The 12,089-nt window shown below is 52.3% G+C and carries 14 protein-coding genes; 4 read left to right on the forward strand and 10 right to left on the reverse strand.

Annotation, left to right across the window (positions count from 1 at the left end):
- The 8 genes from AC6IB1_RS01960 to urtA form a co-directional block, all read right to left on the reverse strand.
- The gene (locus AC6IB1_RS01960; RefSeq protein ID WP_497566120.1) at window positions 1-357 is read right to left on the reverse strand and encodes an urease subunit beta; all 357 of its coding nucleotides are present in this window, start codon (window positions 355-357) and stop codon (window positions 1-3) included.
- Between the two features lie 10 nt (window positions 358-367).
- Window positions 368-670: an urease subunit gamma gene (ureA, locus tag AC6IB1_RS01965; protein ID WP_497566121.1), complete on the reverse strand. Its 303-nt coding sequence runs from the start codon at window positions 668-670 to the stop codon at window positions 368-370.
- Window positions 671-717: 47 nt separating this feature from the next.
- Complete coding sequence (locus tag AC6IB1_RS01970; protein ID WP_497566122.1) at window positions 718-1,593, reverse strand: urease accessory protein UreD; 876 nt, start codon at window positions 1,591-1,593, stop codon at window positions 718-720.
- A gap of 10 nt (window positions 1,594-1,603) precedes the next feature.
- Entirely contained in the window at window positions 1,604-2,299 is a 696-nt protein-coding gene (gene urtE / locus AC6IB1_RS01975) for an urea ABC transporter ATP-binding subunit UrtE (protein WP_497566123.1), read from the reverse strand.
- A 15-nt stretch (window positions 2,300-2,314) separates the two neighbouring features.
- Window positions 2,315-3,208 (reverse strand): urea ABC transporter ATP-binding protein UrtD, encoded by an 894-nt coding sequence (gene urtD / locus AC6IB1_RS01980; RefSeq protein WP_497566124.1) that lies wholly within the window; start codon window positions 3,206-3,208, stop codon window positions 2,315-2,317.
- Window positions 3,205-4,251 (reverse strand): urea ABC transporter permease subunit UrtC, encoded by a 1,047-nt coding sequence (urtC, locus tag AC6IB1_RS01985; RefSeq protein ID WP_503692955.1) that lies wholly within the window; start codon window positions 4,249-4,251, stop codon window positions 3,205-3,207. The genes urtD and urtC overlap by 4 nt, the downstream gene beginning before the upstream one ends.
- Before the next feature lie 36 nt (window positions 4,252-4,287).
- Window positions 4,288-5,937 (reverse strand): urea ABC transporter permease subunit UrtB, encoded by a 1,650-nt coding sequence (gene urtB / locus AC6IB1_RS01990; RefSeq protein ID WP_497566126.1) that lies wholly within the window; start codon window positions 5,935-5,937, stop codon window positions 4,288-4,290.
- A gap of 156 nt (window positions 5,938-6,093) precedes the next feature.
- The gene (gene urtA, locus AC6IB1_RS01995) at window positions 6,094-7,392 is read right to left on the reverse strand and encodes an urea ABC transporter substrate-binding protein (protein WP_497566127.1); all 1,299 of its coding nucleotides are present in this window, start codon (window positions 7,390-7,392) and stop codon (window positions 6,094-6,096) included.
- Between the two features lie 393 nt (window positions 7,393-7,785).
- Between urtA and AC6IB1_RS02000 the strand changes: the two genes are divergently transcribed.
- The 4 genes from AC6IB1_RS02000 (at window position 7,786) to AC6IB1_RS02015 (ending at window position 10,548) form a co-directional block, all read left to right on the forward strand.
- Complete coding sequence (locus tag AC6IB1_RS02000; protein ID WP_497566128.1) at window positions 7,786-8,667, forward strand: tyrosine-type recombinase/integrase; 882 nt, start codon at window positions 7,786-7,788, stop codon at window positions 8,665-8,667.
- Window positions 8,664-9,710 (forward strand): IS91 family transposase, encoded by a 1,047-nt coding sequence (locus tag AC6IB1_RS02005; RefSeq protein ID WP_497566129.1) that lies wholly within the window; start codon window positions 8,664-8,666, stop codon window positions 9,708-9,710. The genes AC6IB1_RS02000 and AC6IB1_RS02005 overlap by 4 nt, the downstream gene beginning before the upstream one ends.
- A gap of 312 nt (window positions 9,711-10,022) precedes the next feature.
- Window positions 10,023-10,271 (forward strand): type II toxin-antitoxin system Phd/YefM family antitoxin, encoded by a 249-nt coding sequence (locus AC6IB1_RS02010; protein ID WP_497566130.1) that lies wholly within the window; start codon window positions 10,023-10,025, stop codon window positions 10,269-10,271.
- Window positions 10,261-10,548 carry a type II toxin-antitoxin system RelE family toxin gene (locus AC6IB1_RS02015; protein WP_497566131.1) on the forward strand — a complete coding sequence of 96 codons (288 nt, stop codon included), beginning with the start codon at window positions 10,261-10,263 and terminating at the stop codon, window positions 10,546-10,548. Before AC6IB1_RS02010 ends, AC6IB1_RS02015 begins: the two co-directional genes overlap by 11 nt.
- Before the next feature lie 136 nt (window positions 10,549-10,684).
- Here the strand turns inward: AC6IB1_RS02015 and AC6IB1_RS02020 are convergent, their stop codons facing one another.
- Together AC6IB1_RS02020 and phhA are read right to left on the reverse strand one after the other, a co-directional pair.
- The gene (locus tag AC6IB1_RS02020) at window positions 10,685-11,026 is read right to left on the reverse strand and encodes a 4a-hydroxytetrahydrobiopterin dehydratase (protein ID WP_497566132.1); all 342 of its coding nucleotides are present in this window, start codon (window positions 11,024-11,026) and stop codon (window positions 10,685-10,687) included.
- Between the two features lie 10 nt (window positions 11,027-11,036).
- Window positions 11,037-11,828, reverse strand: coding sequence for a phenylalanine 4-monooxygenase (phhA, locus tag AC6IB1_RS02025; protein ID WP_497566133.1), 792 nt, complete (start codon window positions 11,826-11,828; stop codon window positions 11,037-11,039).
- Window positions 11,829-12,089 lie beyond the last annotated feature (261 nt).

The following is a 12,089-nucleotide window of genomic DNA, read 5'->3' on the forward strand; positions in this document are numbered from 1 at the left end:
TCAACGGTCCTTATCGCCGGTTGACCCGCCACTTAATTGGCCCATGCAACGCCCCTGAAAGCCGTAAATGGTGCACGTACCCGCGTATACCACCAGCTCTACGGTCCGGCTTTGCCCCGGCTCAAATCGCACAGCCGTACCGGAAGGGATATTGAGACGGAAACCTCGCGTTTTGGCGCGCTCGAACACCAGTGCGTCGTTAACTTCAAAAAAGTGATAATGAGAGCCTACCTGAACCGGCCTGTCCCCCGTGTTCGCCACATCCACAGAGACCGTCTGGCGGCCTGCATTCAGCGCAATTTCACCGTCAGCAACGCGGATTTCACCGGGCGTAAATGAACCTGTTTTCTGCTTCATCATCGCCTCCTTACACAATCGGATCGTGAACAGTGACAAGCTTGGTGCCATCGGGAAATGTCGCTTCAACCTGTACGTCGTGGATCATTTCCGGCACCCCATCCATCACATCATCGACGGTTAAAATAGTGCGTCCAAAATCCATCAGTTCTGCTACGGTTCGGCCATCGCGGGCACCTTCCATAATCGCGGCACTAATCAGGGCGACTGACTCGGGATAATTCAGTTTTAGGCCACGTGCTTTGCGCCGCTCCGCCAACAAAGCAGCAGTAAACAGCATCAGCTTGTCCTTTTCTCTCGGGGTTAACTCCATGTGTTCGCTCCTCGCTTTTTTGCAGTCAGATTGCAGCTTGCGTAAAATCAGGTTCGCCAGATCCTCGGCACGTCCGGGGTTTTTCCTGTCCAGTGCTGGCGTATTCGCAGCCAGCATTCACTCATGATCTGGAACATCAATGCTGTATCCTGCGCCAATGCGCGTACCGCCAGTAATCCGTCAATATCAGTAATGCCAAGCGTCAGCGCTTGGGGTTTCTCCCGCTCCGTCCACCAGTTTTTGAGCAGCGCCGACAACTTTTCGGCATCGCCATAGGCAAACAAACAGCCGATAACAGGAAAGCCCCGAAGTGCCGCCTCGGCGTGCGTTAACGTGGAAGGATTAACCCGAAGGCGTTCACAGAGGATCAACTGGCCATCAACCGAAACAGTGGTCAAGCCGTCGATCACGCCGTTATCGAAGCCTTGGTGGGAAGCAGGTTGCCCCAGTGTCCAGATCTCCCAGCCCACAAACTGTGACCGGGATGAAAGCTGGATATCCGTCCGGGATTTCAGATGGGCATTGGGAAAAGCGATGTTTTCCAGTGGCAACCATTCAAGGCGGCTGTTCTCGCCTACTGTCAGAGATTGGTTGAGGGTCGCCACGCGGCCATCGGAACGGTAGAAACGGGTCGCGCCCGGCGTGGTCGCCAGCGTTTGTGCTTCTTCTTTGACATCGATGGCAACCGTCAGGCTGTCTCCACCCACCACACCGCCCGGCGGATGCAATAAATGGCTGTGACATACGCCTCCCTCCGGATACAGCGCCCGCTGCACCGCGAGAGGCCCACGGTGGTGGCACTCACTGAGTACGGTTTTATGCCCGTTGTAACGATAACCAAGGCGAAGTTCCGCTTCCCACCGGCCGTGGCTCTGAGTGGGTTCGACGGGCTCGTCGGTGAATGCTGAAAGGGTTTGCACCATTCAATCACTCCTAAACCGTGAGGTATTGGCGGATAAGATCATCGGAAAGTTCATCCATCCCCCCGCTGGCAACATTCCGGCCCCGGTCAAGCAGACAGAACCGGTCGCCGACTTTTCGGGCAAATGGCAGTTTCTGCTCCACCAGAATCACGGTTAGGCCCAGCTCCTGATTGAGCTTGCAAATGATGTCGCCAATCTCTTGTACAATGTTGGGCTGTATCCCTTCAGTCGGCTCATCGAGCAGCAGAAGTTTCGGGTCGATGACCAAAGCCCGGGCAATCGCCAGTTGCTGCTGTTGACCGCCTGACAAATCGCCACCAAAGCGGCGTTTCATCTCTGCCAGTACCGGAAACAACTCATAGATATAATCCGGGATTTTTCTGTCGTTTTTTGGCCGGATGGGAAGGCCAATCTCTAGGTTTTCTTCCACGGTTAAGCGGGGGAAAATCTGTCTGCCCTGCGGGACATACCCCACACCAACACGCGGACGCTCTTCCGCCCGGCACGGCGCAAGATCTTTTCCTTCCATCAGGATCTCGCCGTTATCAATGTTCAGCAGCCCCATAATGCTTTGCAGCAAGGTGGTTTTACCGACGCCGTTGCGCCCCATCACCACGGTGCATTGCCCTTTTGGCGCGTCGATGGAGAGATCCCACAGCGTCTGGCTCTCTCCGTATCTTTGATTCAGTCCGTTGACTGTCAGCATGTTTCGCCCTCCCTGCTATTGTCCCAAGTAGACTTCACGCACACGCGGATCATCCTGAATCGACGTCATTGCGCCTTCCGCCAGGACGTGTCCCTGATGGAGCACGGTAACGGTCGATGCAATACTGCGGACAAAATCCATGTCGTGTTCTACCACCATGATGGAGTGCTCCCCAGCAAGGGAAAGCAGCAGCTCCGACGTGCGATCCATTTCCTGATGGGTCATCCCGGCTACCGGTTCATCCACCAGCAGCAACTTGGGCTTTTGCATCAGCAACATGCCAATTTCCAGCCACTGTTTCTGGCCATGAGAGAGTTTGCCTGCCAGCATTTTGGACTGTGTTTCTAAGCCTATAAGCTCCAACACTTTCTCTATGTCGCATTTTTGCTCCCCGGACAAAACCGCACGAAAAAGAAACCAGGTCGACTTTTCACCTGCCATCGCCAGTTCCAGGTTTTCCCACACCGTCAGCGCCTCAAACACCGTTGGTTTCTGGAATTTGCGCCCGATACCGGCATTGGCAATCTCTGCTTCATCCATCTTGAGCAGATTCAATTGCTGCCCCAGCCAGACGTCACCCTGATCGGGACGCGTCTTACCGGTGATGATGTCCATCATGGTGGTTTTGCCTGCGCCATTCGGACCGATAATGCAGCGAAGCTCCCCTTCTTTGATGTAAAGGTTGAGATCGTTGATGGCTTTGAAGCCATCGAATGAAACAGACACCCCTTCGACATAAAGCAACATGCCATTCTTGATATCGACTTTCGGGTTGTAAGGTGGCTTCAGGAAACTGAACACCTGATCCCGGCGGGTAATTTCAGTCAGCAAATCTGACGCACCGACGGGCTCAGACAACTGCTGTTTTTGTTCGTTAACGCTTGCTACCCTGAGTGTTCCTGACATCATGCACTGACCTCCTTCCTTGCAAACAAACCACTGACTCCTTTCGGTAAATACAAGGTCGCCAAGACAAACAATGCGCCAAGGGCAAACAGCCAGACTTCCGGGAACTCCACGGTAAACCAGCTTTTGGCGTAATTAACCAGCACAGCGCCAATCACCGCACCATAAAGGGTTGCCCTGCCGCCCAGTGCTACCCAGACCACAATTTCAATCGAATTCAATGGCGCAAATTCACCGGGGTTGATGATGCCGACCTGAGGTACATAGAGTGCGCCAGCCACACCGGCAATCGCGGCTGAAAGCACAAACAGCCAGAGCTTGCTGTTTTCAACGCGATAACCGACAAAACGCGCGCGGGATTCTGCATCGCGAATTGCGATGGTGAGCGCGCCAAGACGGCTTACCACCACTGCGCGACAAAGCAGGTATGCCAGCAAAAGTGCAAATACCGTGGCGACAAACAGGCCAATTCGCGTGGCGTCGCTTTGCAGGCTGAAACCCAGGATATCTTTAAAATCCGTCAGTCCGTTGTTCCCACCAAAGCCCATTTCGTTGCGGAAGAAAGCCAGCATTAACGCGAAGGTCATCGCCTGCGTCATGATAGAAAGATAAACACCGGATACCCGGGAGCGGAACGCCAGCCAGCCGAAAACAAACGCCAGCAAACCCGGCACTGCAATCGCCATCAAGCAGGCGAACCAGAACTGGTCAAAACCAGACCAAAACCAAGGCAGTTCCTGCCAGTTCAGGAACACCATAAAATCGGGAAGCTCGGGATTCCCATAAACGCCGCGATCACCAATCTGGCGCATCAAGTACATCCCCATGGCGTAACCACCGAGCGCAAAGAACGCGCCGTGTCCCAGGCTCAAAATACCGAGGTACCCCCAGACTAAATCTACTGACAGCGCAAGGATCGCAAAGCAGAGGTATTTACCCAATAAAGAGACGGTATAGGTTTCGAGATGAAAAACACTGCCCGCAGGGACCACCAGATTCAGGATAGGAACCACAAAGCCAATGCCCAGCAGTACGACAATCATCATGACCGTTGAACGGTCGAAAAGCGGTTTTGTGACCATTTAGTTCTCCTCCGCCATGCGTCCACGTTGCGGGAACAACCCTTTTGGACGTTTCTGAATAAAGAGGATGATGAACACCAGCACCAGAATCTTCGCCAGTACTGCACCGGCCCAGGGTTCCAGCACTTTGTTGAACACCCCGAGGCTCAGCCCTGCTGCCAGCGTTCCCCAAAGGTTTCCAACGCCACCAAACACCACCACCATGAAGGAATCAATGATGTAAGCCTGCCCCATATTCGGGCCAACATTGGTCAGTTGCGACAATGCCACCCCAGCGACACCGGCGATTCCGGAACCCAGACCAAAGGTCGCCATATCGACCCATTCAGAGCGCACGCCCATGGCGCGGGCCATTGCACGATTTTGCGACACAGCGCGAACCTGCAAACCCAGCGGTGTGCGTTTAAGAATGAACAGCAGCGCAAAGAACACCATCAGGCAGAACACAATGATGTACATCCGGCTGGCGGTCAGCGCCAACATTGGCGTGACTTCAATCATGCCGCTCATAAAATCCGGCGTGCTGACCGAGCGGTTAAGAGGGGAGAAAATGCTGCGCACCGCCTGTTGCAGGATCAGGCTGATTCCGAATGTCGCCAGCAGGGTTTCCAGCGGGCGGCCATAAAGGTGGCGGATCACTGAGCGCTCAATCGCCATTCCAACCAATCCGGAAACCATGAACGCACAGGGTATGGAGAGCAGAAGTGCCATGCCGGTCTGTGCCGGAAACAGTTGTTGAAGCACATAGGTGGTGTAGGCACCCAGCATGATCAGTTCGCCGTGCGCCATGTTGATCACGCCCATTACACCAAAGGTGATAGCAAGGCCAATCCCCGCCAGCACCAGAACAGAACCAAGGCTTAACCCAAAATACAGGGTCTGGGCGGCGTTAACCACGCGTTGATTTTCCTGATAATCCTCTATCGCAGCATTCAGCGCCGCGGTGATGCCTGCCTCATCATCGCCGGCTTTTGCTCTCGCAGATTGCAGCGCATCAAATGCCTCCGGCATGCCAACATCAGTCAGAAAAGCGATGGCTTCCGCTTTTTCCTCCGGCCCGGCACTGCCCTCTAAGGCAAACACCGACATTGCTGTTGTCAGATATCTTTTTGTGACAGCGTCACTTTCTGAATCATGAATGTTGGCAACAACCGGACGTATTGATGCATCAATTTCGCCAATCATCCGCTTTGCTGCCATGCGACGTGTTTCCGCATCGCTACTGGAAAGTGCGGTTGTCGCCAGGGCTGTTTTAATCTGACTGCGGATTGTGTTGTTGATGGTCACCGCACGATATTGCCGCTTCTTTTCAACGGTGATGGTTTCATCAGTCAGGATATTTTGTAACTCACTGCCCTTTTTAAACGGAGGCGAAGCCAGATACCAAACCGACTGGGTTTTCTTATCATAGAGAACCTGCTTTTCCAGCAAGCCCTCGAGAATATCTGTTTTCCTGGGGAGGTCTGACGCTGCGATAAACGCAATCGCCGCTTCTTTGTCGTTAAATGATTTGCCCGCAAGCAAGGTTGCTGCCTGCTCCATATTCATCACCTGTGCATTGACCTGACCAACCATGATCAGACTGCAAATGATGACAAACACACGACATCCGCTTAAAAAGCCGTGAAGCTTTGCTGTCAAACGTTGCATGGAATCAATCCTTTGAAAAAGTCCTGCCAATGCGGCTTGGTAACAAGGAGATGACACCGCAATGGCAGGCAAGTTGGAAGTCAGCTTCCGAGCAGGGATCTCTTCGCTTCCCTGCTCCCTGTCTTTCCTTACCCAAACTCGTCGGTAGTAGCTGGGTTATTCAGCCGCTACACCGGAGCATTGCCCGGTGGTGACATTAAAAGCACCACAGGACATGGGCTTCAGCCAGCTTGCGAAGAGATCTTTAGAGCCTGAGAGATAATCAGACCAGGCATCCCCCGCCACCACATCTGGCGTTTCCCAAACTGTCACGAACTGTCCATCGTCCTGAATTTCACCAATCAGCACGGGTTTGGTGATGTGGTGGTTTGGCATCATGGTGGCGTAACCGCCTGTCAGGTTGGGAACCGTCACACCAATAATCGATTCCTGCACCGCGTCAGAATCGGTAGTGCCAGCCTTCTCTACTGCTTTGGCCCACATGTTGAACCCCAGATAAGTGGCTTCCATGGGATCATTGGTGACGCGCTTGTCGTCTTTGATGTAAGCATGCCATTTCTCGACAAACTCATCATTTGCGTCAGTTTCAACGCTCATAAAGTAGTTCCATGCCGCAAGGTGCCCCACCAGATCTGAGGTATCCACACCGGAAAGTTCTTCTTCTCCCACAGAGAATGCAACCACCGGAATGTCTTCCGCTTCAACACCCTGCGCAGCGAGTTCTTTGTAGAAAGGCACATTGGCGTCACCGTTGATGGTTGAAACCACAGCAGTTTTCTTACCGGCAGCGCCAAACTTCTTAATGTCCGCCACGATCGACTGCCAGTCAGAGTGACCAAACGGGGTGTAATTGATCATGATGTCTTCTTTCGCGACACCACTGTCGATGAGATAAGCTTCGAGGATTTTGTTGGTCGTGCGTGGGTAGACATAATCGGTGCCTGCCAATACCCAACGTTTCACGCCCAATTCGTCTTTCAGATAATCAACGGCTGGAATCGCCTGCTGGTTCGGCGCAGCGCCCGTGTAGAACACGTTTTTCGACGATTCCTCACCTTCATACTGAACTGGATAGAACAACAGGCTGTTCAGCTCTTCAAACACAGGTAATACGGATTTGCGGGAGACGGATGTCCAGCAGCCGAACACTACATCCACATCTTCTTTTTCGATCAGCTCCCGGGCTTTTTCTGCAAACAGCGGCCAATTTGACGCAGGGTCAACCACCACGGCTTCCAGTTTTTTACCGAGCAAGCCGCCTTTTTTGTTTTGTTCTTCCACCATCATCAGCACCGTGTCTTTCAGTGTGGTTTCACTGATCGCCATTGTCCCTGACAGCGAGTGCAACACGCCGACTTTGATGGTGTCTTCATCAGCGACTGCCTGAAACGACATTCCAGCGCCTGCCAGTGCAACAGCACTTACCCAATGTAATGCAAACCTTTTTCCATTCATTGCAAAGCTCCTTTTGAGTACCTGCCATACCCAGAGCAAGAGGCCTGCCAAACAAGAGATTTGTCTCGCAAATAAATTGTAAAAAGCTGAATTTATATGGGTTTTATACAGAACAGCAGATGCTAAAAAAGAGAGTATCCGAGAGCCGTTTGCCTTGAACTGGTGCATGAAAGCCAAACAAGCGCACCACTTTAGTCACTTCTTTATCAATGCACTACTACGAGGCATCGTACGGCCAGATTGGAGGGAGTAAACCAACACAGAGTAAAAATGCCACGCGGGGCGAATCACCTTTAAGCAACTTGTTGAACGAAGCCGCTACGCGGCAGAATGCCGCCTGACCGCCTACGTTTCTCCCAACCCTGCCCATCACCAGCAGACAGGAGAAACACCATGAACCCGCAACAACAACAGCACTTCGAGGCCCTTTACCAACAGCACCTCAACAACTTAACCCTTCAAGGCAAACGTCCCGCCACCATTGACGCCTATGCCCGCGCTGTCCGGCGTATTGCCGCCTTCTTCGATTCTCCCCCCGACAACCTCTCTCAGCAACAGCTCAAAACCTACTTCGTGCGCCTTATCGCATCCCATTCCTGGAGCACCGTGAAGCTCGACCGTAATGGCCTGCAGTTCTTCTACCGCTATACCCTCAATAAGCAGTGGGAATGGCTCGATATCGTCAAGCCCCCTCAGGTCAAACGCCTGCCAGATATCTTAACCCCCAACGAAGTCGGGCTGCTCATCACCTTTACCCGACAACCCCGCTATCAACGCTTCTTCTACACCCTTTATTGTCTCGGATTGCGTCTGGGCGAAGGACTGCAACTCACTGTCGGGGATATCGACAGTGCCCACCATCAAGTGCATATCCGCAATGCCAAGGGCGGTAAAGACCGCTTGGTGCCGCTGCCCGACAACACCCTCACGGTGTTGCGTCAATACTGGTGCACCCATCGCCACCCAACCTTGCTTTTTCCCGGTATTGGCAATGAAGGGCCGATGGACCGCGGCGGCGTGCAAAAAGCCATGAAGCAGGTCTGTCGGGACGTCGGTATTCATAAGGCCATCAGTCCTCATTCCCTGCGCCATTGTTATGCCACCCACCTGCTCGAACAAGGCTTGGATTTACGCTCTCTGCAACGCCTGCTCGGTCATGCCAGCCTCACCACCACGGCGCGCTACACCCAACTCACTGACGTGAAGCACGCCCAACTTCATCAGGCAGTCAATCAACTCGCGTCTGGCCTCACCATCATGTGGGAGGCGCCATGAGTGCCTTTATCCAACTGCTGCAACAGCATGCAGGAACCCTAGATACTCGACACCTTACTCCGGATATCGGGCGGGCTATCTTTGCCATGACCCGTTGTCGGACCGGAGCGTTGGGAACATCACAATGGGCATGTCAGGGCTGTCACCATGACGAGCGAACACCGCTCTCGTGCGGGCATCGCCACTGCCCCCAATGCCAACACCCTCACACGGTGCAATGGCTCCAACGACAGGCGGCTAAGCTGTTGCCGACCTCGTATTTTATGGTGACCTTTACCCTGCCTGCGGCTCTGCGCCCGCTGGCCCGCACACACGCGCGGACACTGTACTCGCTCATGTTCTCGGTCGCAGCGTCTGTACTCAAGGCGTTTGCCCAGCGCAAACATGGCGGCGACAGTGGGTTTACCCTGGTGCTCCACACCCACAACCGACGGCGGGATATGCACCCGCACCTGCATGCCATTGTGCCTGCGGGGTTTTATCACCCCACGCGCCGCCAGTGGCATAAGGGCAATAAACAGTTCCTTTACCCTCATGCGGCACTGGCGTCGGTCTGGCGCGCCCGGCTGTTGGCCGCCATCAACACCCATCCCACCTTGACCTTGCCACCCTCGTTGCCAACGCAATGGGTTGTGGACTGTCGCGCCGTGGGACAGGGGCTACCCGCCCTCAAATACCTCTCCCGGTATCTGTATCGTGGGGTGTTGCCGGACAGGGACATTCTCGATATCAGCGATAATCAGGTGACCTTCCGCTACACCGACAGCCAAACTGAGCAATCGGCGACGCGCACCTTGCCGACTCAGCGCTTTTTGATGTTGATCCTTCAGCATGTATTACCCAAAGGGCTACAACGGGTACGCGACTATGGCCTGTTGCATGGCAGCGCCAAGCAAAAACGCCATGCTATCCAGCTGATGCTACTTCACATGGCGCACCGGACATTACCGATTGACGTCCCCGTCAAACAGCACACTACGCGATGCTGCCCTACGTGTGGGGAGCGTCGCTTGGTCTGCGTAGGCGTAACACGACCGAGATAGCCGAAAGGCGAACAGAATAAGGAGAATGGCGACCATTTAGACGAAGGAGAAAACGCAGAGAAAGAGACACACAATCACGTAACCCATTGAAGTTATGCAATACCTGATAACTTCCTGGCGGCGCTCGCCTGTCAATCAGTGACGGGCGTACATCCACACTGTGCTCATCCGAGCAATTTACTTAATAAAGCAGCGACGGGCTTGTTCAACACCCAAATAAAGTGTCGGCTGCGCGACACTTATTCTTATTTGTTATACCGCTTGGCTGAGGATAAAATGACCAATATAGAGACCATTTAAGAGACCTATTATATGACCAGTAGAATTTTAGCTGATGTTGCTGCAAGCATTACAGAATTGAAAGCTAACCCTATGAAAGTTGCAACCAGTGCTTATGGCGAACCTGTTGCTGTACTAAACCGAAATGAACCAGCATTTTATTGCGTACCTGCCGAAGCGTACGAAATGATGATGGATAAACTCGAAGATCTTGAGCTGCTTGCTATTGCTAAAGAACGTGAATCTGAGGAGAGTATTTCGGTAAATATTGATGACCTATAAACTCAGCTTTAAAAAGAGCGCACTCAAAGAGTGGAAAAAGCTTGGTTCAACGCTGCAACAACAGTTTAAGAAGAAACTAATTGAACGCCTGGAAAATCCACATGTTCCAGCTTCAAAGCTTTCTGGCGTTGACAACATGTATAAAATTAAGTTGCGCCAATCGGGTTACCGCCTCGTCTACAAAGTTGAAGATGATGTCATCATTGTCACTGTCTTAGCAGTCGGAAAACGCGAACGTAGCGATGTTTACCGTAAGGCCATGAAAAGGCAAGATTAAAACCAGCAATCGAAATACAGACAACGTCACAACCACTCGCCTCGAATATCGAACTATCAACGATGGGATCAGCAGGTAAAGCGGGCGTGATTGGAATACCCCCTTTAGTCAGGGGGGAACTTACAGGAGCTGTGAATCAGCCTTCAAACAGCACATCTGTTTTCGCGGCACAGATAAAATCGTTCTTGTGCAGACCTTTAATTTTGTGCGTCCACCAGGTGACGGTACAACTGCCCCACTCTAAAAGAATGGCCGGATGGTGTCCTTCTGCTTCTGCCAGTTCAGCCACTTTGTCCGCAAATGCCCACGCCAATTTAAAGTTGCGGAATTTGTACACCCGCTGAAGTTGATCAATGCCATCGACTTCCATCAATTGCCAATCCGGCAAGGTGGTTAACAGGCCAGCCGCTTCATCCCCATCGACACGAGGTGCATCTTCACGGCACGCTTCACATTGCAGTTCAGTCAGTTGTTCCATTTGAGTCTCCCTATTGCGCCAGTTTTTGCGGATAAAGCGGCGCGTGTAACCCGAGCATCTTGGCTCTGTTCACGCAAGCCAGCAAATCCAGTTTTTCCAGTTCGTACAGCTCATCAAGTGCGTTTAAATAAAAGTAGATGGGCTGGAGGATATCAATGCGATATGGGGTTCGCATAACATCCACCACCTCGAGTTTTTTACGGATGGGTTCGTCGCTGCTGAAAGCATATTTTGTTTCTGCTGGTGAAGATAAAATACCTCCGCCATAAATCGACAATCCTGCGTCATTTTGAATCAGGCCGAATTCGACCGTAAACCAATACAACCTTGCCAGATATACGCGATCGGCTTTCGATGCGTTCACGCCAAGCTTGCCGTAGTGTTGTGTAAAAAACGCAAAAGCGGGATGCGTTAACATGGCGCAGTGACCAAAGATCTCATGAAAGAAATCCGGTTCCTGCAAATAGTCAACGTCTTCCGCGGTGCGCAAAAATGTGGCGACAGGAAAACGCTTCGACGCCAGCAGCGAAAAGAAATGGTCGAAATCAATCAAGGCTGGAACAGGCTCCAGTTGCCAGCCCGTTGTTTCACCCAACACGCGGTTAATATCCGGAATTTGTGGCGCATTGTCTGTTGGCAACCCAAGTAGCTTCAGGCCATCGAAATATTCACGGCACGCCTTCCCTTCTATGCAACCCAGTTGGCGGGAAACAAGCCAGCTCCACACCTCATGTTCTTCATCTGTCCAGTTGATCTGCCCATGCTTATCCAACGGTTTCGATTCGTATTGATGCGTTTTCATCGCTACGGCTCCCTGTTTCGTCTCTATTTGACGATAGCCTTTTGCCTGACAGGCGAAAACTCCCGATGCCGCATAACAGAACCCATTGATTGCAACAATTATTTTACATCAATATTCTTATCTCAAACATGAGACAATGCCGCCCAGATAATTACTCATAAAATAGGCAGCAAAAGAGAATAAAGTAACTTAGAGATCAGAAAGTTGCGTTTTCTAATTTGTTGCAGGTTGCTGTCTCGTCATTTACGCATACACTGTATA

The sequence above is a fragment of the Grimontia sp. THUN1695 genome (assembly GCF_059704325.2).